The sequence below is a fragment of the Cellulomonas sp. NPDC058312 genome, assembly GCF_042880135.1.
GTDB lineage: Bacteria > Actinomycetota > Actinomycetes > Actinomycetales > Cellulomonadaceae > Cellulomonas.
On record NZ_JBHVZE010000001.1, the window covers coordinates 202,804 to 225,159 of the forward strand.

Annotated in this window: 12 protein-coding genes; 11 read left to right on the plus strand and 1 reads right to left on the minus strand. The window is 75.7% G+C overall.

Annotated features, from left to right (window positions below; all coding sequences use genetic code 11):
- Window positions 1-97 precede the first annotated feature (97 nt).
- From ACFVXN_RS00955 to ACFVXN_RS00990, 8 genes are all read left to right on the plus strand, one after another.
- Complete coding sequence (locus ACFVXN_RS00955; RefSeq protein ID WP_389225869.1) at window positions 98-637, plus strand: hypothetical protein; 540 nt, start codon at window positions 98-100, stop codon at window positions 635-637.
- Window positions 638-908: 271 nt separating this feature from the next.
- Window positions 909-2,927, plus strand: coding sequence for a beta-galactosidase (locus ACFVXN_RS00960; protein ID WP_389225872.1), 2,019 nt, complete (start codon window positions 909-911; stop codon window positions 2,925-2,927).
- Window positions 2,928-3,057: 130 nt separating this feature from the next.
- Window positions 3,058-4,302 (plus strand): extracellular solute-binding protein, encoded by a 1,245-nt coding sequence (locus ACFVXN_RS00965; RefSeq protein WP_389225875.1) that lies wholly within the window; start codon window positions 3,058-3,060, stop codon window positions 4,300-4,302.
- A gap of 101 nt (window positions 4,303-4,403) precedes the next feature.
- Window positions 4,404-6,038: an ABC transporter permease subunit gene (locus ACFVXN_RS00970; protein ID WP_389225879.1), complete on the plus strand. Its 1,635-nt coding sequence runs from the start codon at window positions 4,404-4,406 to the stop codon at window positions 6,036-6,038.
- 1 nt (window position 6,039) lies between these two features.
- The gene (locus ACFVXN_RS00975; protein ID WP_389225882.1) at window positions 6,040-6,918 is read left to right on the plus strand and encodes a sugar ABC transporter permease; all 879 of its coding nucleotides are present in this window, start codon (window positions 6,040-6,042) and stop codon (window positions 6,916-6,918) included.
- An 85-nt stretch (window positions 6,919-7,003) separates the two neighbouring features.
- Window positions 7,004-9,643: a glycosyl hydrolase 53 family protein gene (locus ACFVXN_RS00980; protein WP_389225885.1), complete on the plus strand. Its 2,640-nt coding sequence runs from the start codon at window positions 7,004-7,006 to the stop codon at window positions 9,641-9,643.
- Window positions 9,644-9,787: 144 nt separating this feature from the next.
- Complete coding sequence (locus ACFVXN_RS00985; protein WP_389225888.1) at window positions 9,788-10,798, plus strand: LacI family DNA-binding transcriptional regulator; 1,011 nt, start codon at window positions 9,788-9,790, stop codon at window positions 10,796-10,798.
- A gap of 55 nt (window positions 10,799-10,853) precedes the next feature.
- The gene (locus ACFVXN_RS00990) at window positions 10,854-11,846 is read left to right on the plus strand and encodes a 5'-3' exonuclease H3TH domain-containing protein (RefSeq protein ID WP_389225891.1); all 993 of its coding nucleotides are present in this window, start codon (window positions 10,854-10,856) and stop codon (window positions 11,844-11,846) included.
- A gap of 307 nt (window positions 11,847-12,153) precedes the next feature.
- Here ACFVXN_RS00990 and ACFVXN_RS00995 read toward each other — a convergent pair whose 3' ends face one another.
- Window positions 12,154-16,353: a S8 family serine peptidase gene (locus ACFVXN_RS00995; protein WP_389225894.1), complete on the minus strand. Its 4,200-nt coding sequence runs from the start codon at window positions 16,351-16,353 to the stop codon at window positions 12,154-12,156.
- 545 nt (window positions 16,354-16,898) lie between these two features.
- On the opposite strand from ACFVXN_RS00995, the gene ACFVXN_RS01000 reads away from it, so the two are divergent.
- From ACFVXN_RS01000 to ACFVXN_RS01010, 3 genes are all read left to right on the plus strand, one after another.
- Complete coding sequence (locus ACFVXN_RS01000; protein WP_389225897.1) at window positions 16,899-18,422, plus strand: D-alanyl-D-alanine carboxypeptidase family protein; 1,524 nt, start codon at window positions 16,899-16,901, stop codon at window positions 18,420-18,422.
- A 104-nt stretch (window positions 18,423-18,526) separates the two neighbouring features.
- Window positions 18,527-18,964 (plus strand): OsmC family protein, encoded by a 438-nt coding sequence (locus tag ACFVXN_RS01005; RefSeq protein WP_389225900.1) that lies wholly within the window; start codon window positions 18,527-18,529, stop codon window positions 18,962-18,964.
- 243 nt (window positions 18,965-19,207) lie between these two features.
- The gene (locus ACFVXN_RS01010; RefSeq protein ID WP_389227807.1) at window positions 19,208-22,120 is read left to right on the plus strand and encodes an FAD-binding and (Fe-S)-binding domain-containing protein; all 2,913 of its coding nucleotides are present in this window, start codon (window positions 19,208-19,210) and stop codon (window positions 22,118-22,120) included.
- Window positions 22,121-22,356 lie beyond the last annotated feature (236 nt).

The following is a 22,356-nucleotide window of genomic DNA, read 5'->3' on the forward strand; positions in this document are numbered from 1 at the left end:
CGGCGCCCCGCTGTCGCCCGCGGGGGCGTGTGCCCGGGTGTGTGCCCGGGCGCGTCCCCGGGTTGCCGTCCGTCCCGGTCGGGGCGACGGTCGTGACATGGCCCGTCGACACCGCCCGCACGTCCACCACGGCCGGCACCGCCCGGCCGCCGGCCCCGGCCCGGTCGCCGCGCACGCCGGCGCCGGCGCACCCGGCCTGCCGCCCGTGAGCCTGCTCGGCCTCGGGCTGCGCAGCGCCCTGCTCGGGGTCGCCGCCGGCAGCCGGGCGTCGCTGGCGCTCGCGGCCCCGACGCTGCGGGACCCGGCCCGGGGCGCCGTCGCCCGCACGGTCGCGCGCCTCGGCGTCGTCGGCGAGCTGGTCGGCGACAAGCTGCCGTCCGCCCCGAGCCGCGTCGTCCCACCGGGCCCGCAGAGCCGGGCGCTCGCCGCGGCGCTCGGCGGTGCCGCGCTCGCCCGGCAGCGGGGCCGCGCGGTGTGGCTACCGGCGGCGACCGCGGCGGCGTTCTCGCTGGTCGGCACGGTCGGCGGAGCCGCGTGGCGCGGCTGGGTGGCGCAGCGCGGCGCCCCCGACTGGCCGGCGGCCCTCGCGGAGGACGCCACGGCCCTCACTCTGGCCGCCCTCGCCACCCGCCCCTGACCCCCCCGGCACCCCCACCCCCCCCGCCCCCCACCCCCTACCCCCGCACCCCGCACCTTCACCCCCGCACTGCCCCGACCCGGCGCCCTCGCGGAAGGTGCGCGGCGCGGGAGGTGCGCGGCGCGGGAGGGGCGGGGCGGTCGGCTGTGCGCGGGCTGTGTGCGGCCGTGCACGATCACAGTTCGGTCACGACCGACGCCGCCCGCTTCCGCCGCCGCGCGCCCTGTGCCTACTGTGACCGTGCACAGGCAACGCGAGGGAGCGGGAACGCATGACGGAGTTCGGCTGGCCGACCGGGGGCATCTCCTACGGTGGCGACTACAACCCGGAGCAGTGGCCCCGCCACGTCTGGGACGAGGACGTCGCGCTGATGCGCCAGGCCGGGGTGAACCTGGTCAGCGTCGGGATCTTCTCGTGGGCGCTCCTCGAGCCGCGCGAGGGGGAGTTCGACTTCGGCTGGCTCGACGACGTGCTGGACCTGCTGCACCGCAACGGGATCGCCGTCGACCTCGGCACCCCCACGGCCGCGCCGCCGGCCTGGTTCTACGACGCGTACCCGCACGCCCGGGTCGTCACCCGCGACGGCGTCGCGCTCGGCCCCGGCTCGCGGGGCATGGTCTCGCCGAGCTCGCCGGAGTACCGCGCCGCGGCCGTCCGGGTCGCCGGGGAGCTGGCCCGCCGGTACGCCGACCACCCCGCCGTCGTCCTGTGGCACGTGCACAACGAGTACGGCGCCCCGGTCGGCGAGGACTTCTCGCCCGCGGCGGTGGCGGCGTTCCGGGAGTGGCTGCGCGAGCGGTACGGCACCCTCGACGCGCTGAACGCCGCGTGGGGGACCGCGTTCTGGGGCCAGGTCTACGGCTCCTGGGAGCACGTGGGCGCGCCGGCCGCGACGGCCTCGACGCCGAACCCCGCGCAGCGCCTCGACTTCGCCCGGTTCACCGACCACCAGCTGCGCGCGTCCTTCTGCGCCGAGCGCGACGCGATCCGTGCGCACGCCGCGCAGCCGGTCACCACGAACTTCATGGCGCACCAGTCCTGGAACACCGACCTGTGGCGCTGGGCGCAGGAGGTCGACATCGTGTCCGACGACCACTACCTGTGGTCGCCGGACCGGGACGCGCACCTCGGCCTGGCCATCGCCGCCGACCTCACCCGCTCGGTCGCGCGCGGCAAGCCGTGGATGCTCATGGAGCACTCCACGTCGGCGGTGAACTGGCAGGGCCACAACATCGCCAAGCGCCCGGGGGAGATGCACCGCAACGCCCTGACCCACCTGGGCCGCGGCGCCGACGCGATCATGTTCTTCCAGTGGCGGGCGTCGCGGTCCGGCGCGGAGAAGTTCCACTCCGCGATGCTGCCGCACGCCGGCACCGGCTCCCGGGTGTTCCGCGAGGTCGTCGACCTCGGGGAGAAGCTCGGCCGGCTGGCGGAGGTGCAGGGCTCGCGGGTCCGCGCCGACGTCGCCGTGCTGTACGACTGGGAGTCCCTGTGGGCCCAGGACCTCGAGTGGCGCCCCTCGGACGAGCTCGGCTTCCGCGAGCGCGTCCGCGCCTACTACGAGCGGCTGTGGCGCGACGGCGTGCCCGTCGACTTCGCCCACCCGGAGGACGACCTGTCGGGGTACCGGCTCGTCGTCGCCCCGGCGTCCTACCTGCTGACCGCCGCGGCCGCGAAGAACCTCACCGGCTACGTCGAGCAGGGCGGCACGCTGCTGGTCTCCTGCTTCTCGGGTGTCGTCGACGAGCACGACGCGGTCCACGAGGGCGGGTTCGGGGCGCCGCTGCGCACCGCGCTCGGGGTGGCCGTCGAGGAGCTGCTGCCGATCCGCGGCGAGGACACCGCCCACGTCGAGCTCGACGGGACGCTGCTGCCCACGGACGTGTGGAGCGAGCACCTGGTGCTCGACGGCGCCGAGGTGCGCGGCACGTACCGCGGCGGCCCCGCGGACGGCCTGCCCGCCGTGACCCGGCACGCGCTGGGCGCCGGCACCGGCTGGTACGTGAGCACCCGCCTCGGCGTGGCCGCGCTCGCCCCGGTGCTCGCCGCGGTCTACGCCGACGCGGGCGTGACCCCCACGGCGCCGGGCGACGGCGTCGAGCTGATGACGCGCCACGGCGCGGACCACGACTACCTCGTGGCGGTCAACCACCGCGAGGACGCCGCCACCCTCGAGGTGGTCGGCACCGAGCTGCTCTCGGACACGGTCGCCGAGGGCTCCTACCGGCTCGCGCCGGGCGACGTCGCGGTGTTCCGCACGTCGGCGACCGCACCGGGGGGTGGTCGCTGACCGACTCCCGGCGCACGGCCGGCACGGCCGTGCACCGGGGCCTCTGGCGGGGGCGCTCCACCCCCGCACCCACCCCGGGTCGCAACGACGCGACGACGCGACGCGGCGACCCCCCTGAAAGGACGAACACATGCGCAGGCACTTCGCAGCCGGCGTCGCCGCAGTGGCGACCGTCGCCCTCCTCGCCGCGTGCAGCGGCGACCCCGCCCCCTCGACCTCGGAGTCCGCGCCCGCGGCCGACGCCGCGGCCGGCGAGCTCGTCATCTGGTCCGACGCCGAGCGCGCCGAGGCCATCAAGAACGCCGCGGCCGACTTCGAGGCCGACACCGGCGCGACCGTCACCGTCGTGCAGAAGAACTTCGAGGACCTGCGGGCCGACTTCCTCGCCCAGGTCCCGACCGGCGAGGGCCCGGACATCACCGTCGGCGCCAACGACTGGCTCGGCGAGTTCGTGGAGTCCGGCGTGGTCGACACGATCAGCCTCGGCGCCCGGGCCGACGACTTCGACCAGGTGACGGTCGACGCCTTCACCTACGACGGCCAGCTGTACGCCCTGCCGTACGCGCAGGAGTCCGTCGCGCTGATCCAGAACGTCGCGCTCGTCGGCTCCGAGCCGCCGGCCACGTTCGACGAGATGATCCAGATGGCGACCGACGCCGGGTTCGCCGAGCGGCCGTTCGTGCTCTACACCAACGGCGCCGAGGGCGACATGTACACGTCGTACGCCTTCCAGACGTCGTTCGGCGCCCCCGTGTTCGAGCAGGACGCGGACGGCTCGTACACGACCCAGGTCGGCATGGGCGGCGAGGCCGGCCTGGCCTACGCCCGGTGGATCCAGGCCAACGGCTCCGCCGGCACCGGCTACTTCACCGACACCGTCGACTACGACATCGGCAACGAGCTGTTCGCCTCGGGCCAGTCGCCGTTCATCGTCCAGGGCCCGTGGACCATCCCCACGTTCCAGGACGCAGGCGTCGAGGTCGCGGTGAACCCGATCCCGTCGGCCGGCGGCGAGACCGCGGCGCCGTTCGTGGGCGTGCAGGGCTTCTACCTGTCGGCGCAGTCGTCCAACGCGCTGCTCGCCAACGAGTTCCTCGCCAACTACGTCGCGACCGACGAGGCGCAGCAGGCGCTGTACGAGGCCGACCCGCGCATCCCCGCGCTCACCGCCGTGGCGCAGGACGTCGCCGACGACCCGATCATCGCCGGGTTCCTCGCGTCCGCGCAGAACGGCGTCCCGCTGCCCAACATCCCCGAGATGGGCGCCGTGTGGGACTACTGGAACGCCGCGCAGATCGCGCTCATCACGGGCCAGGACCCGGACGCCACCTGGACGTCCGCGATCGGCAGCATCGAGTCGACGATCGGCGGCTGACCGCCCCCGACGCCCGACCCGCCGGCGGGCGGGGACGTCCCGCACGTCCCCGCCCGTCGGTGGCCCCACCCGCACGACCCCCACCCGCACGAGGAGCAACGATGTCCGTCGGCCAGCGCACAGCGGAGCGTCCGCCCGGCACCCCGCCCGGGGAGCCCGACGCGCCGCGCGAGCCCCACGCCCGCGACTGGCGCGGCCTCGGCGGCGGGTTCGTCGCCAAGCTGCTGCTGATGATGCTGGTCAACGCGGCCGGCGTCACCGCGATCCTGTCGGCGTACCACGCCGAGGCCTGGGTGGTGCTGGGCCTGCTGGTCCTGCTGCTCGTCGTCGCCGACTGGGTGTACTTCGCCCGGCGGACCGTCCCGCTGAAGTACCTGCTGCCGGGCCTGGTGTTCCTCGCCGTGTTCCAGGTCTTCACGCTCGGGTACACCGGGTACGTCGCGTTCACGAACTACGGCACCGGCCACCTCGGCTCGATGCAGCAGGCCGTCGACGCCGCGCTGATCCAGGACGAGCGCGAGGTCGAGGACTCCCCGCAGTACCCGCTCGCGGTGGTGCGCGACGGCGACGTGCTCGGCTTCGCGGTCGCCGACGCCGAGGCCGACGAGGTCCTGGTCGGCACCGCCGAGCAGCCCCTCGAGGCGGTCGACGGCGCGCAGCTCGACGACCGCGGTGCCCCCGCGTCCGTGCCCGGCTGGGAGGTCGTGCCGCGGGCGCAGCTGTTCTCCGACGCCGACCTGCAGGCCGCCGTCGTGGCGCTGCGGGTGCCGGTGTCCGACGACGCCGAGGACGGCTCGCTGCGGACCCGCGAGGGTGCGACCGCCGGGGTCTACACGTCGCGGCTGGTCTGGGACGCCGACGCGGAGACGATCACGAACACCGAGACCGGAGTCGTGTACTCCGCGAGCGACCGGGGCCAGTTCGTCAGCCCCGACGGCGACCGGCTCGCCGCCGGCTGGTACGTCAACGTCGGGTTCGACAACTTCGTCCGGGCGTTCACCGACGCGACGTACGCGACCCCCCTGGCCAAGGTGGCGATGTGGACGTTCGCGTTCGCGACCCTCACCGTGCTCACCAGCTTCGGGCTGGGCCTGCTGTTCGCGCTGATCTACAACGATCCGCGCATCCGCGGCCGCAAGGTGCTGCGGACGATCTTCATCCTCCCGTACGCGTTCCCGGCGTTCATGTCCGCGCTGCTGTGGCGCGGGATGCTCAACTCCGAGTTCGGGGTCGTCAACGAGTGGTTCTTCCTCGGGGCGGACATCGGCTGGCTCAGCGACCCGTGGCTCGCCAAGCTCGCGATCCTCTGGGTCAACCTGTGGCTCAGCTACCCGTACTGGTTCCTCGTCACCACCGGGGCGCTGCAGGCGCTGCCCGGCGACGTGATGGAGGCCGCGCGCGTCGACGGCGCCGGCCGCTGGCGGCAGTTCCGGTCGATCACCCTGCCGATGCTCATGGTGTCCACCGCGCCGCTGGCCATCGCCTCGTTCGCCTTCAACTTCAACAACTTCACGATCATCTACATGCTCACGGACGGCGGGCCCGCGTTCCCCGGCGCGAGCACCCCGATGGGCTCGACGGACATCCTCATCTCCGCGATCTACCAGATCTCCGGGGTGTCGGGCGGCCGTGCCGACTACGGCCTCGCGAGCGCCCTGTCGATCGTCGTGTTCGTCGTGATCGGCATCATCTCCGCCCTGGCGTTCCGCCGGACCCGCAAGCTCGAGGAGATCTGAGATGGCCGACGTCGCCGTCCGCAGCACCCGCACCCGGCGCGCCCGCTGGTGGGCCGACATCGGCTGGAAGTACCCGGTCGCGGTCGTCATCGTGTTCTACGCCGCGTTCCCGCTGGTCTACGCGCTGTCCGCGGCGCTGGACCCCGCCGGCTCGCTCGCCGGGTCGAGCAGCCTGTTCCGCCGGATCGGCCTGGACAACTTCGCCGCGCTCGGCGACACCATGTACTGGACGTGGGTCACCAACACGCTGCTGATCGGCGGCGTCGCGGCGTTCGGCGCGGTGCTGATGGGCGCCGCGGCGGCCTACGCGTTCTCGCGGTTCCGGTTCCGGGGCCGGCGCGTCTCGCTGACCGCGCTGCTGATCATCCAGATGTTCCCGCAGACCATCGCGTTCGTCGCGGTGTTCCTGCTGCTGATCGCGCTGGGCAACGTGGTGCCGGCGCTGGGCGTGAACTCCCGGGTCGCGCTGATCTGCGTCTACCTGGGCGGGGCGCTCGGGGCCAACACGTTCCTCATGTACGGGTTCTTCAACTCCGTGCCCCGTGAGATCGACGAGGCCGCCCGGATCGACGGTGCGAGCCACGCGCAGATCTACTGGCGGCTCATCATGCCGCTGGTGACCCCGATCCTCGCCGTGGTCGCGCTGCTGGCCTTCATCTCCGCGTTCGGCGACTTCATCCTCGCCCGCATCGTGCTGACCAGCGAGGAGAACTGGACCCTCGCGGTCGGCATGTACCAGTGGGTGTCGAACCAGCTGACCTCGCGCTGGGGGCTGTTCGCCGCCGGCGCGGTGATCGGCTCGATCCCGGTGCTCGCGCTGTTCCTGTCGCTGCAGCGCTACATCGTCGGCGGGCTGTCCGCCGGCTCGGTCAAGGGCTGACCCGCCCGCCGCACCACCGCACGGCACGACCCCGGGGCGCTCGGTGCGCCCCGGGGCGATCCACCACGACCGGAAGGACACGTCAGTGACGACGAGACCACGACGACGGACGGCCCTGGGTGTCACCGCCCTGGCCGCGGTGCTGGCCCTGGCGGCCACCAGCGGAGCCACGACCGGGGCCGCCGGTGCCGCGGCCGCAGTGCCCGAGCCGGTCCCGGCGGGCATCACGGTGCCGCGTGTCGACGGGATGGGCCCGGACTGGATCAACGGCGCCGACTTCTCGAGCGTGCTGTCGCTCGAGGAGTCCGGGGTGGTGTTCCGGGACTTCGGCGGCCAGCCGGCCGACCTGTTCGAGGTCCTCGCGGACAACGGCGTCAACTGGGCGCGGATCCGCGTGTGGAACGAGCCGTTCGCCAGCACCGACCCGACCCAGGGCTACGGCGCCGGCGACGTGGACGCGGCCCGCGCGGTCGAGATCGGGAAGCGGGCCACCGCGGCCGGCATGAAGGTCCTGGTGAACTTCCACTACTCCGACTTCTGGGCGCACCCGGGTCAGCAGGAGTCGCCGCGCGCGTGGCGGGGGATGGACCTGGACCAGCGCGTCCAGGCCCTGCACGACTACACCGCGCAGACCCTGCAGGCGTTCGAGGACGCCGGCGTCGACGTCGGCATGGTGCAGATCGGCAACGAGACCACGGGCGGCGAGGTCGCGGGCGAGTCCGGCTGGGACCGGACCGCGCGGCTGTTCCAGGCCGGGTCGCAGGCCGTGCGCGAGACCCTCGGGCCGGACGTCAAGGTCGCGGTGCACTTCACCAACCCGGAGCGCGCCGGGCAGTACGCGGCGGTCGCGAAGGCGCTGGACGACCGCGGCGTCGACTACGACGTGTTCCTCAGCTCGTACTACGCGTTCTGGCACGGCAGCCTCGCGAACCTCACGGCCGTGCTCGACCACGTCGCGACCACGTACGACAAGGAGGTCGCGGTCGCCGAGACGTCCTGGGTGCACACCCTCGAGGACGGCGACGGCTACCCGAACGCCGTCCGCACGGTGCCGACCGCGTACTCCGCGTCGGTGCAGGGCCAGGCCCTCGCGGTCCGGGACGTCATGCAGGCCGTCGCGGACGTGTCCGGCGGGCGCGGCATCGGCACCTTCTACTGGGAGCCCGCGTGGCTGCCGGTCGGCCCGCCGGACCAGGTCGACGCCAACCGCCTCCTGTGGGAGCAGCACGGCTCGGGCTGGGCGAACCCCGCCGCGCAGGAGTTCTACGACCCCGACGGCTCGCTCGGCGGGGTGTGGGCCGACGAGTACGGCGGCTCCGGCTGGGACAACCAGGCCCTGTTCGCGTTCGACGGCACGCCCCTGGAGTCCCTGCGGGTGTACGAGTACGCGCGGACCGGCTCCGTGGCCCCGCGGCAGGTGGACGCCGTGGAGCAGCCGCAGCTGACCGTCGCGGCGGGCGACCCGGTCGCGCTGCCCGGGACCGTCCGCGTCGCGTACACCGACGGGACCACCGAGCAGCAGGCCGTGACGTGGCAGGGCGACCCCGCGTGGGTGCTCGGCCCGGGCGCCTACACGTTCGACGGCGTCACCGCCGACGGCCAGCCGACCACCGCCACGGTCACGGTGCTGGCCGACGCCACCCAGGGCGCCAACCTCGTCGTGAACCCCGGGTTCGAGTCCGGCACCGCCCCCTGGACGGGCACCGGCACCGGGTACACGATCAGCTCGACGAACGACCCGTACGCCGGGAGCCGGTCGACGCACTTCTGGTCGGCGACGCCGTACTCCTTCACCGTCGAGCAGACGGTGCGGGACGTGCCGCCGGGGCAGTACCGGCTGTCCGCGCGGGTGCAGGGCGGCGACGCGGGCCCCACGGACACCGTGCGGGTCGTCGCGAGCTCCGGCATCTCGTCGGTGTCCGCCGACGCGCGGCTCCAGGGGTTCGTGAACTGGCAGCAGCCGCAGACCGCGCCGATCACGGTCGCGGCGGACGGCGTGGTCGTCGTGTCCGCGTCGTTCGACCTCAGCGGCGGCGCGTGGGGCACGCTGGACGAGGTCGCGCTGGTCGCGGTCCCCGCCCAGGCGACGGTCGACACGGCCGCGCTGCGGGCGCTGGTCGCCGAGGCCGACGGCGTCGACCCCGCCGCGTGGACGGCCGGCTCGGTCGCCGTGCTGGACGCGGCGCGCGACCGGGCGGCGTTCGTGCTGCGGGCGGCTGCGCCCGCGCAGGCGAGCGTGGACGGGGCTGCGGACCAGCTCCGCGCGGCGCTGGCCGGGCTCGTCGCCGCACCGACGCCGGTTCCGACCCCGGGCCCGACGCCGACGCCCGCGCCCGGGGCGACGGCACCCACGCCCGGCATCGTCGCCTCGTCGACGACGCTGCGCCCCGGCCAGCCCGTGACGCTCACGCTGACCGGCCTGCCCGCCGGCGAGGTCGAGGTCGGGATCGCGTCCGAGTACCGCCGCCTGGCGACGGTGCCGGTCGTGGGCGGCACCGCCACGGTGACCGTGACGATCCCGCAGGACCTCGCCGCCGGCACGCACCACCTCCAGGTGCGCGACGCCGCGGGCACGCTCCTGGTCGAGCTCCCGGTCACGGTCCTCGCGGCCGGCGGGTCGCTCGCCACCACGGGGGCGTCCGTCGGGCTCGCCCTCGCGGGTGCCGCCGCGCTGCTCGGCCTCGGGGCGGGCATGGTCCTGGTGCGCCGCCGGGCCCGTGGCTGACCGGCGATGACGGGGCAGGGGGTGCCGACGCCCGGCACGGGCCCACGGCACCCCCTGCCCGCGACGGGACCCGGCGCGCTGCCGGCGACCGGACCCGGCGCGCTGCGCCGTCCGGCCCGCGGCGGAGCCGTAAGGTCAGGGGTCGTGGACACGACCGCGCGACGGCGCCCGACCATCCGCGACGTCGCGGCGACGGCCGGTGTCTCCCGCGGGACGGTGTCCCGGGTGCTCAACGGCGGGCACTGGGTGTCGCCGGAGGCGCTGGCCGCCGTGCAGGAGGCCATCCGCACCACCGGCTACTCCGCGAACCAGCACGCCCGCAGCCTGGTGACCGGCCGGGCGAACTCGGTGGCGTTCCTGCTCACCGAGCCCCAGCACCTGCTGTTCGAGGACCCGACGTTCTCGATCCTGCTCCGCGCCGCCGCCGAGGCGCTGGCCGCCCGCGAGATGCCGCTGCTCCTCATGGTCGCGGGCACCCAGCAGGAGCGGCGCCGCATCACCGACTACGTCGCCGCCGGGCACGTCGACGGCGTGCTGCTGATCTCCTCGCACCGCGGCAACCCGGTCGTGGGGGACCTGCTGCGCCAGGGCGTGCCGACGATCGCGTGCGGCGAGCCGCTGGGCTACGAGGACCGGATCGGCTGGGTGTCCGCCGACGACCACGGCGGCGCGCGCCGGATGACCGAGCACCTGCTGTCCCGCGGTCGCACCCGGATCGCGACGATCACCGGCCCGCAGGACACCCCCGGCGGGCTGCGCCGGCTCGCCGGCTACCGGGACGCGCTCGGCGACGCCTACGACCCGGAGCTCGTCGCGCACGGCGACTACACCCGCGCGTCCGGGCAGGCCGCGATGCGCGAGCTGCTGGACCGGCGGCCCGACCTCGACGCCGTGTTCGTCGCGTCCGACCTGATGGCCGCCGGCGCGCTGGTCGCGCTGCGCGACGCCGGCCGGAGCGTGCCCGGCGACGTGGCGGTCGGCGGGTTCGACGACTCCGGCGTGGCCGCGACGCTCGAGCCGCCGCTGACCACGATGCGGCAGCCGTTCGAGCGGATCGCGGCCGAGATGATCCGGCTGCTGCTCGAGGTCGTCGAGGGCGAGGAGCCCGCGCGCATCACGCTGCCGACGTCGCTGGTGGAGCGGGCCTCGACCTGAGCGGGCGCGCCCGTCCACCGCCCGCGACGCGGTCGGGTCGCGTAGGTTCGGCGGCATGGCCGACCGTCACGCGCTGATGCTGCTCGACACCGCGTCCCTGTACTTCCGGGCCTTCTACGGCGTGCCCGACTCGGTGAAGGCCCCCGACGGCACGCCGGTGAACGCGGTGCGCGGGCTGCTCGACATGATCGCCCGCCTGGTGACCGACCACCGGCCCGACCGCCTCGTCGCGTGCTGGGACGAGGACTGGCGACCGGAGTTCCGCGTCGCGCTGATCCCGTCGTACAAGGCGCACCGGGTGGTCGGTGGGGTCGACGCCGCCGACGCGGCGCGGTCCGGCGGTCCCGACGCGGTGGAGGAGGTCCCGGACACCCTCGCCCCGCAGGTCCCGGTGATCGCCGACGTGCTCGCCGCGCTCGGTATCGCGCGGGCCGGGGCCGCCGGGTACGAGGCCGACGACGTCATCGGCACCCTGACCGCCCGCGAGGTCGCCCGGCCCGCGGGGGAGCGGTCGCCGACGCTGGTCGTCACGGGCGACCGCGACCTGTTCCAGCTCGTCGACGACGACGCCCCCGTGCGCGTGCTGTACACGATCCGCGGGATCAAGGACATCGAGGTCGTCGACACCGCGAGGATCCGCGAGAAGTACGGCGTGGACTCCGGCGCCGCGTACGCCGACATGGCCGTCCTGCGCGGCGACCCGAGCGACGGCCTGCCCGGGGTCGCCGGCATCGGGGAGAAGACGGCGGCGACGCTGCTGGGCCGGTACGGCACGCTCGACGCGGTCCGCGCCGCGGCCGCCGACCCGGGGGACAAGGGCCTCACCGCGACCCAGCGCCGCCGCCTGCTCGACGCCGCGGACTACCTCGACGTCGCCCCCACGGTGGTCCGGGTCGCCGACGACGCCGCGGTCGAGGTCACCGGCGGCCCGGACGGGTTCGAGCTCCCGCGCGAGCCCGCCGACCCGGAGGCACTCGTCGACCTCACCGCCCGCTGGGGCCTGGAGTCCAGCGTCCGCCGGGTCCTGACGGCCCTCGCCACCCGCTGACCACCCGCACACCCGTACCCCGCCGACGAGGGGTCACGACACGCTGACGCCGGGCCCGAGCGCCCAGCGTGTCGTGACCTCTCGTCAGGCAGGCAGGCAGGGAGGCAGGCAGGCAGGCACGCGAGCCGGGGACGCACCGAGGGGGGTCACCGCCCCCCGGTGACCCCCCTCGTCCGCGGCCGGCGGGCCGCGGTGCGGTCGGACGGCGCCTGGATCACCCCGGCTCGTCCGACCGCCCCCTCGCGCGGATTGCGGGTGCGGCCGACGGTCCCCCCGGCAGCCGGCCGCACCCCGCGCGCGTCCGGGCTCAGCGCACCCGCAGCACCCCCAGCGCGAGGGTCGGGTTGTAGCCGCCGTCGCCCGTGTACAGGGCGGTGACGGCGGTGGTCCCGCGGACGGCGGGCAGCGTGACCGTCGCCGTGCCGTCGGTCAGCGCGACCGTGGCGACCGGGCGGATCCCCGCCAGCACCGTGACCTTGCCGCCGGCGACGGGGCCGCCCTCGACGCCGGTCACGGTGACCGTCACCTCGGGGGTGGCACCGCGGGACACGGTCCAGGACGCCGTCTCCAGGGAGATGCCCGGGATCGCGGGGAGCACCCGGTAGGCGCGCTGGGTCTTCGACCCGGCGACGTCCGCGCTGCCCGTGTAGACGGCGGTCAGGGTGTGCGACCCGGCCTTGAGGTCCCGCGGCAGGGCGATCGTCGCGGTGGCGACGGTGCCCGCCCCGGCGACGAGCTCGCCGGTGGCGAGGACGGTGTCGCGCTCGCGGATCTCCACCGTGCCGGTGGGCAGCGCGCCCTGGCCGGTGACGGTCACGGTCGCGCTGACCTCCGAGCCGTAGCCGCCGGAGTTCTTCGACAGCGTGACCTTGGTGGTCGACCCGGCCTGCTTGACGTCGACGGTCACCGGCTCCGAGGTGGAGCCGGCCCACGCGCCGCTGTCCGGGGTGTAGACGGCGGTCAGCGTGTGCGTGCCGCCGCCCAGCCGGGCGGTGGCGGTCGCGGTGCCGGCGGTGACCGGGGCCGTGGCGACCTCGGTCTCGCCGTCACGGAACGACACGGTGCCGGTGGCCTCCGCCGGGGCGACGGTGGCGGTGAGCGTCAGGTCGGAGCCGACCTTCTTCGGGCCGGACACCGCGAGCGTCGTGGTGGTCGCGGTCGCGGCCGGCACGGCGACGTCGAGCACCTGGGCCCGGGTCGTCGGGTCGGCGTTGTGGCTGTGCAGCACGAGCAGCTGCGCGGGGGTCGCCGCGGTCGTGGACCGGTGGGTCGTGATCGCGGTGTCGTCGGCCCCGACGTACCAGAGCGTGTCGGGCGTGGCCGCCTCGAACCACAGCGGCGGGTCGTACGGGTCGACCGTGAACGGCTCCGTCGCGTCGACCTGCCCGCTCGGGTCTGCGGCGTACTGCGACAGCGTCCAGACCGTGACCTGCGGCTGCTGCCCCGGCTCCAGGCCGAGCGCCGCGATGCCGACGGGGGCGACCAGGACGGAGTTGTCGAACACCGTGGTGTCGACGTCGCCGAAGTAGCCGTTGACCGCCTGGATGTCGAGCGTGTCACCGGTGGCGTAGTCGAACGTCGCGGCGACCGTGACGTCGGTGGCGGCGCTGAGCTTCTGCACCACCGTCTGCGCCTCGGGCGTGCCGTCGCCGTCGACGTCCCAGTCGATGACCGGCCGGACGGCCTGGCCGAGCGTGGCCCAGTCCCCGTCGACGGCGATGCCGACGCCGAGGTACCCGTCCGCGGGGTCGCCGCCCGCCGCCGCGTGCTGCGGGGCGGTGGAGGCCCAGCCGGCCCAGCGGATGTCGCCGGACGCGACCGCGGAGTCGGAGGTGATGAACCCGGGGACCTCCTCGAGCTTCGGGGAGGTGGCGCCGAGGTTCAGCGGGGCGACCAGCGACGTCCAGCCGCCGGAGTCCACGCCGCGGCCCGACAGGGTGAGCGGGGCGGTGCCGGTCGCGGCGTCCGGGAAGGACAGCGGGTCGGCGGTGAGCTCGCTGACCAGGCGCGGGGCGGCCTGCACCGGGACCCGCAGCTCGGAGTCGCCGTCGGTGAGCACGAGCCGGCCGGACAGCGCCGCCACGTACTCGCGCGGCACGCCGCCCTGGGTGGCGGCCGACGTCGGGTCGAGCTCCCGCTCCAGGGTGGCCGGGTCGGCGGTGAGCGTCAGCGTGACCAGGCCCTGCCGGCCGGCGGGGACCGTCAGCGAGGCGGGCGAGGTGGTGACGGTCGCGCCGCCGGCGGTGGTCGCGGCCGCGAACTCGGTGTCGTACGTGACGGACTCCGTGCCCGTGTTCTGCACGGTGACCGTCTTCTGGACGGTCACCGGCGCGGCACCGACGTCGACGACGCCGAAGGTCACGGACACCTGGTCCGGGTCCTCGGAGGCGTACGCGAGCACCGTGTCGGCGACCGCGGCGCGGGCGTCCACGCGGCCGGAGCCGACCCGCTGCGGGCCGTACTGCTCGCCGGTCTGGCCGGGGCCGTTCCAGACGTCGTGCGTCGCGGTGTTCATGACCGCGGCCTTGACCTGGGCGGGCGTCCAGCCGGGCTGCGTGGCCCGGACGAGCGCGGCGATGCCGGCCACGTGCGGCGCGGACATCGACGTGCCGGACAGCGAGTGCGCGGCGTTCCCGGTCCCGGAGGCCGCCGAGAAGATCAGCGTGCCGGGCGCGGCCACGTCGGGCTTGGCGATGCCGAGCGAGCCGTGCGCCCCGCGGGAGGACCCGGGGTTGAGGGCGTCGCCGATCTCGTCGACCACGACGGTGGCCGCGAGCGACGGGCCGATGTGCGCGGTGACGCCGCCGGCCTGGATGGCCGGGAGCAGGGCCGCGGTGGACGAGGCGGTGAGCTGGGCGCCGGGCAGCGTGGCGTTGCCCGCGATGCCGGCCGAGAACACGGTCGACGTCGTGCCGATCAGCACGCCGGCCGCGCCGGCGGCCTCGGCGTTGTTCCACCGGGCGCCGCTGCCGCACGCGCGGGTCGCGTCGTCGTCGTCCCACCACAGGTAGGCGATGTTCCCGGCGAGCTGGGCGGCGTACTGGTCGAGCGGCGCGCAGCCGTCGACGCCGTCGCCGAGGTAGACCACCGGGGCGGTGACGTCGTCGGTGCCCGTGTAGGAGATCGAGTTCTGCGCGGACCAGGACTTCACCAGGGCCGGGTCGGGGGCCGCCGTCACCTCGACGCCGTCGTAGGTCTGCGGGCTGCCGACGGAGTTCGCGACGGTCAGGCCGGACGCCGCCGAGCCGGGGGAGCCGCCGACGTCGGTGATGTCGCCGGAGTTGCCCGCGGACAGCACGGCCAGGACGCCGAGGTCGGACAGGCGGTCGATCAGCAGGTTGTCCGGGTCGTCCGACGGGACGGCGGACGCGCCCAGCGACAGGTTGATCACGTCGAGGTGGTCGTTGAAGTCGCCGTCGCCGTCGGGGTCGGCGGCCCAGTCCAGGGCGAGGCCGGTCAGGTCGGTCGACCCGCCGATGTCGCCGAACACCTTGAGGCCGTACAGCCCTGCGCCGGGTGCCGAGCCGGGGCCGACCTCCCAGTCGGACAGGTCGGTCAGCGTCGCGTAGTCGCCGCGGAAGGTGGTGCCGTCCGCCTGGACGCCGTAGCCGGCGGCGGTGCCGGCGACGTGGGTGCCGTGCCCGGAGTTGTCCGAGGTGTACAGGCTGTCGATCGGGTTGCTGTCCGGGGTGGGCGTCAGGGTCGCGCCCGGCAGCACCGAGTCCGGGTCGGCGTCGTAGAGCGGGCCGGCGAAGTCGTAGCCGCCCAGGTACTTGGTCGGGTCGTACAGGCCCTCGGGGACCGGCTGCGTGCCGTCCTCGCCGTAGGCCGCGGCGTACGCCTCGAGCGTGCCCGGGCCGCCGAACGCGGCGTGGGTGTAGTCGATGCCGGTGTCGATGACGCCGACCCGCACGCCCTCGCCGGTCTGGCCGGTGTCCTGCCAGACCTGCAGCGCGCGCGTGAACGCGTCGGAGGAGGAGTTGTCCGCGGTCTTCGACGTCACGCGGTACACGGCGACCACGGAGTCGGAGCCGGCGAGGTCGCGGACCTGGGCGGCGTCGCCCGTGACGAGCGTGCCCGACACCAGGTTCGACAGGGTGGCGATCCGCTGCGGCGCGGCGGCGGCGGCGCGGGCGCCGGGCTGCTGCTCGGCGGGGACGACCTGCTCGGCGACCTGCTCGACCTGCGCGGTGGCCTCCTGGACCGCCGCGGCGTCGCCGCCGTCCTCCGCCACGTCGAGTCCGGAGGGGGTGTCGAGCTGCACGAACGCGGTGACGGCGCCCTCGGCGTCGGCCAGGTCGGGTGCGACCTTGCCGGTGAACCCGCCCAGCACCTCGTCGGACGCGACCGGGTCGCCCGCGCCGAGCGCGAGACCTCCCGGCGACTGGGGTCGTGGTGGCTGAGCGGGGGCCGGGCCGACGGCGCCCGCGGCCCCTCCCGCCCCGAGCGTGGTGGTGGCGGCGAGCGCCAGGACGGTGAACGAGGCACGCAGGGAGCGACGCGTCATGGGGGATCCGTTCTTCGGGCAGGTCCAGACGGGCACCGCCACATGACTGGCCGTCATGGGATGGGTGACTGCGGGCTCACGGTACAAACTTCTGGGCGATTCGTCACGGTTTCCCCACACATTGCTCGCCCAGCGGGCGCACAGGCGTCGCTAGAGTGGGTGACGCGGGCCACACGCGATCCCCGGTCCGACGGCGTCGTCGGGCCTCGACCGCGCTCGTCACCCGCCGCAGGGGCTGCGGGGCCGCGACCAGCGAGTTTCCCGACCGAGCGGTCCGGGTGTGTGCATCCCGTGAAGGTCGGGCCGTGCCATCGTCACGGGATCTGCGCGTGACGGTCGCGTCCCTCGCGCCTGACGCCGAGGTCCGTTCCCTAGCGTCGACCCCCGTGAGTGACCGCATGCCCGCCGCGCGGGGCACGTCCCCCGGCCGGCACGCAGCTCCGCGAGGTCCCCTGGACCCGGCCTCCGTCGCCCCCTCCGCGACGGCGCTCACGCCGTCCGCGTCGAGCCCGACGACCCCGACCGAAGGTGCAGCCCCCGCTCTCGTGACGTCCTTCCCCTCCGCCCCCGGTTCCACCCCGCCCGTCGACGCACCGGCCACCCGCGCCCGCGGCCGGCGCGCCGCCGGTCCCGTCGACGCCCCGCGTCCGGCCGGGTCGACGCCGCCGCCCGCACCGTCGGGTCGCCGCGCCGCCCGCCTCGCCGACGCCGAGCGGGCCGCCCGCGTGGCCGCGGCGGCCCCTGCCGCACCTGCCGCTCCGACGGACCCCGCTGCGGTCGCGCTCCCCGTCGCCGTCGGCGACCTGCCGCCGGCCGCGCACGCGGTCGCCCGTGCCGTGCACGGGGCCGGCCAGGGCGCGGTCCACGTCGCCCAGCGCGGCTCCCACCGCGCCGACCCGGTCCCCGCCGCGCCCAACCGGGCCGAGCGCCGGCGCCGCCGGGAGCCGCGCCGCCGCGCGACCCGCGTCGCGCAGGGCGCGGTCGCGGTCGGCCTGGCCCTCGGCGTGGGCGGGTTCGCCCTCGCCCCCGTCGCCGCCGACCGCACCGCGACGACCGAGCAGCCCACGACGACCACCGACGCCGACACCGCCGCCCAGGGCCCGCGCCTCACCCCGCAGGTCGTCGAGGCCCGTCAGGCCGCTGTGGTGCTCGCGAGCTCGACGGTGCAGAGCGCCGACACCGTGAAGGCCGACGCGGTCGCGTCCGCCGTGCCCGCCGAAGCCGTGGCCGCCCTGACCACCGCGGTCGCCGACCTCGACACGCTCATCACCACGACGCAGTCGACCCAGCCCGCGCTGACCGCGCTGCTCCCGGCCCGGCTGCCCGCGCCCGTGCTCGCCGGCGACCGGCTCGACGCGGTGGCCGCAGCCGCCGCGTCCGCCGCCGAGGCGGACGCCGCCGCCGCGAGCGGAGCCACCTCGACCTCCGACCAGGTGAGCCCGACGACGGACGCCGGCGCCGCGCCCACCGCCGACGCCACCACCGGCACGGGCGACTCGTCGTCGGCGACCGCCGACGACACCGCCGCCGCACGCCTGACCGCGGCCTCGGAGCGGGTCGCCACGCTCACCGCCGAGCTCCAGGTCGTCACCGTGCAGACGCAGGAGGCCGCCGCGGCCGCTGCGGCCGCGGCCGAGGAGGCGCGCAAGGAGGCCCAGCGCACCTCCCTCGACTCCTACGACAACGGCCGGATCCCGGCGTCCGCGCTGGCGGACCTGGCCTTCGCCCCCGGCCAGCAGCTGCGCGCCGACGCCGCCGAGAGCCTCGAGCAGCTGAACGTCGCCTTCGCCGCCGCGTTCGGCCGGAACCTGGTCATCACCGACTCGTACCGGTCGTACAGCCAGCAGGTCGCCTGCCGCCAGCAGAAGGGCAGCCTGTGCGCGACGCCGGGTACGTCCAACCACGGCAACGGCACGGCCATCGACCTGGGCGGCGACGCCTACCGGTTCGGCTCGGACGAGCACGACTGGATGCTGGCCCACGCCGAGGAGTACGGCTGGACGCTTCCCTCCTGGGCGCGGGCCACCGGCTCGAAGCCCGAGCCGTGGCACTGGGAGTTCACGGGCTGACCCGGTCGGTCGGGCAGCCGGGTGCGCCCCGGCCGGGCTCGTCCTACCGTGGGGGCGCGGCGGCCGACCGGTCGCCCGACCCGTTCTCGTGAGGAGCCCTCGACATGCCCACACGCACCGCACGCACCGCCTGGAACGGCACCCTCGAGCAGGGCGGCGGCCAGGTGGAGCTCACCAGCTCGAAGGTCGGCACGTACGACGTGTCGTTCCCGAAGCGCGCGGCCGACGAGGCCGGGGGCACCACGAGCCCCGAGGAGCTCATCGCCGCGGCGCACTCGTCCTGCTACGCGATGCAGCTGTCCGCCCTGATCGGCGAGGCCGGCGGCACGCCGGACGCCCTCGAGGTCACCGCCGACGTGACGCTGAGCCCCGACCCGGCCGGCGGGTTCCGGATCAGCGGGATCGCCCTGAAGGTCCGCGGCGAGGTCTCCGGGCTCGACGAGGCCGGCTTCCTCCAGGCAGCCCAGGACGCGAAGGCGACCTGCCCGGTGAGCAAGGCCCTGACCGGCACCGAGATCACGCTGGACGCCGCGCTCGACTGAGCCGCGCCGCGCACCACCCCGCACCACGCCGACGCCCCCGCCGCCCGTCCCCTCGGGTGCCGGGGGCGTCGCTCGTCCGCCGCCCACGCCCGGCCGCCCGCACCCCGCCGCCCGCGTGCTGGACGCCGTCGCCCGCGCGCGCAGCGGCGGTGGAACACTGGCCGCGTGTCGACCGCCACGTCCCTTCCCCCGGGCGGCAGCCCCGCCACCGGCCCCTCCGCGCCCGGGCCGGACGCCGCCGAGCTGGTCCGTGCCCTGCGCGCCGCCGTGGCCGGCGGGGTCGACGACTCCGTGCGCCGCCGCGCCGAGTACTCGACCGACGCGTCCAACTACCGCGTGGTGCCGTCCGTCGTGGTGTTCCCGCGCGACGTCGACGACGCGCTGGCCGCGTTGGAGGTCGCCCGCGGGCTCGGCGTCCCTGTGACGTCGCGGGGCGGCGGCACCTCCGTGGCGGGCAACGCGGTGGGCACCGGCGTCGTGCTCGACTGGTCCCGGCACGTGAACCGGGTGCTCGACGTCGACCCCGACGCGCGTACCGCGCGCGTCGAGCCGGGCGTCGTCATGGCGATGCTGCAGCGCGAGGCCGCGCTGCACGGCCTGCGGTTCGGCCCCGACCCCTCGACCCAGGCGCGCGCGACGCTCGGCGGGATGATCGGCAACAACGCCTGCGGCCCCCGGGCGGTCGCGTACGGGCGCACCGCCGACAACGTCCTCGAGCTCGACGTGGTCGACGGCCGGGGGCGGCGGTTCACCGCGGGCCGGGGGCTGGAGCCGGTCGCCGGGCTCGACGCGCTGGTCCGCTCCGAGCTGGAGGTGCTGCGCACGGAGCTCGGCCGGTTCGGCCGGCAGGTGTCCGGCTACTCGCTCGAGCACCTGCTGCCCGAGAACGGCGCCGACCTCGCGAAGGCGCTCGTGGGCACCGAGGGCACGGTCGTCACGCTGCTCGGCGCGACCGTGCGGCTGGTGCCCGTGTCCGCGGCCCCGGTGCTGGTCGTGCTCGGCTACCCGGACATGGCGACCGCCGCCGACGCCGTCCCCGCGCTGCTGGCCCACCGCCCGCTGGCGATCGAGGGGATGGACGCGCGCCTGGTCGACGTGGTCCGCCGCGTGAAGGGCGCGTCCGCCGTGCCGCCGCTGCCCGAGGGCGCCGGGTGGATGATGGTCGAGGTCGGCGGCGACACCCTGGACGAGGCGATGGACCGGGCGCGCGCGCTCGCCGCCGACGCCGGGACCCGCGCGGTCGGCGTCTTCCCGCCCGGGCCGCAGGCGGCCGCGATGTGGCGGATCCGCGAGGACGGCGCCGGGCTGGGCGGCCGCACGCCGTCGGGGGAGCAGGCCTGGCCCGGGTTCGAGGACTCCGCGGTCCCGCCGGAGCGGCTCGGCGCGTACCTGCGCGACCTCGAGGCGCTGATGGCGCAGCACCGGGTCGACGGGCTCGCCTACGGCCACTTCGGCGACGGCTGCGTGCACCTGCGGCTCGACATCCCGCTGGAGCGGTCGGGCGACCCGCTGCGGGCGTTCATGACCGACGCGGCGCACCTGGTCGCGTCGCACGGCGGCTCGCTGTCGGGGGAGCACGGCGACGGCCGCGCGCGGTCCGAGCTGCTGCCCGTCATGTACTCCGAGCGCGCGATCGGCGTGTTCGAGGCGTTCAAGGCCCTGCTCGACCCCGACGACCTGCTGAACCCGGGCGTGCTCGTGCGCCCGAACGCCTTCGACGCCGACCTGCGCCGACCGCACGCGCACCCGCTGCCCGCGGCCCGCGGCGGGTTCGCGTTCGAGCACGACGGCGGGGACTTCACGACCGCGGTGCACCGCTGCGTCGGCGTGGGCAAGTGCCGGGCCGACTCCACCGCGACCGGCGGGTTCATGTGCCCGTCGTACCTCGCCACCCGCGACGAGAAGGACTCGACCCGCGGCCGCGCGCGCGTCCTGCAGGAGATGGCGAACGGCACGCTGGTGTCCCGCGGCTGGTCCTCCCCGGAGGTGCACGAGGCGCTGGACCTGTGCCTGTCCTGCAAGGCGTGCTCCTCGGACTGCCCCGCGGGCGTCGACATGGCGCAGTACAAGGCCGAGGCGCTGCACCAGACGTACCGCGGCCGGCTGCGGCCGGTGAACCACTACGTGCTCGGCTGGCTGCCGCGGTGGACCCGGCTGGTCACCCGCGTCCCCGGGCTCGCGCGCCTGAGCAACGCGGTGCTCGGCGTCCGGCCGCTCGCCCAGGTCGTCCTGCGGCTCGGCGGCATGGACACCCGCCGGAAGATGGTCGACTTCTCGCCCGCGCCGTTCCGGTCCCGGGTGCGCCGCGGCGAGGTCGACGTGCGCCGGGGGAGCGCCCCGCCCGCGACCTCGGACGGCACGACCCTGTCGGTCACCGGCACGTCCGGGCGCCCGCCGGTGCTGCTGTGGACGGACTCGTTCAGCGACGCGCTCGCCCCGTCGATCCCGGTCGCCGCCGTCCAGGTGCTGCGCGCCGCCGGGTACGAGGTGATCGTCCCCGACCACGACGCGTGCTGCGGCCTGACCTGGATCTCCACCGGCCAGCTCGACGGCGCCCGCAAGCGGCTCACCCACCTGCTCGAGGTGCTGGGGCCGTTCGCGGTGAACGGGGTGCCGATCGTCGGCCTCGAGCCGTCGTGCACCGCGGTGCTGCGCTCCGACCTGCTGGACCTGCTGCCCGGCGACCCGCGCGCGGTGGCCGTCGCCCGCGCCACCCGGACGCTCGCCGAGCTGCTGACGGCTCCCGCTCCCGTCGGCCCGGGGGACCGGTGGCAGCTGCCCGACCTGTCGGACGTCACCGCGGTGGTCCAGCCGCACTGCCACCACCACGCGGTGATGACGTACACCGCCGACCGCACGCTGCTCCGGGAGGCGGGTGCGTCGTTCTCCACGCTGGCCGGCTGCTGCGGGCTCGCGGGGAACTTCGGGATGGAGGCCGGGCACTACGACGTCTCGGTGCAGGTCGCCGAGAACGCGCTGCTCCCGGCGCTGCGCGCGGCGGCCCCGGGGGACGTCCTGCTGGCGGACGGCTACTCGTGCCGCACGCAGGCGGACCAGCTCGCGGGCGTCCAGGGCGTCCACCTCGCGGAGCTCCTGGCCGCCCACCTCCCGCTGCCGCCGCCGCAACAGCCGTCGCACCAGCCGCCGCCGAGATAGGACCTCCGCGCCGAGTCAGGCCCTCCGGTCGCCCTCTCTCGGCGCCGAGGTCCTATCCCGGCGCAGGCGGGGCGGAGGCAGTCGGGGGCGGAGGGGCTGGGCGGATTTGGTCCGGCGCGGGGCGTGGCGTAGTCTGGCCGCTGCCCAAAGACCGCAGGTCGTCGGCTCCCGTGCTCTCCCGCTTCCGCGGGGTGCGCCCGCGGGCCGCCCGAAGTCCCGCTCCGGCGGAGGCCCGC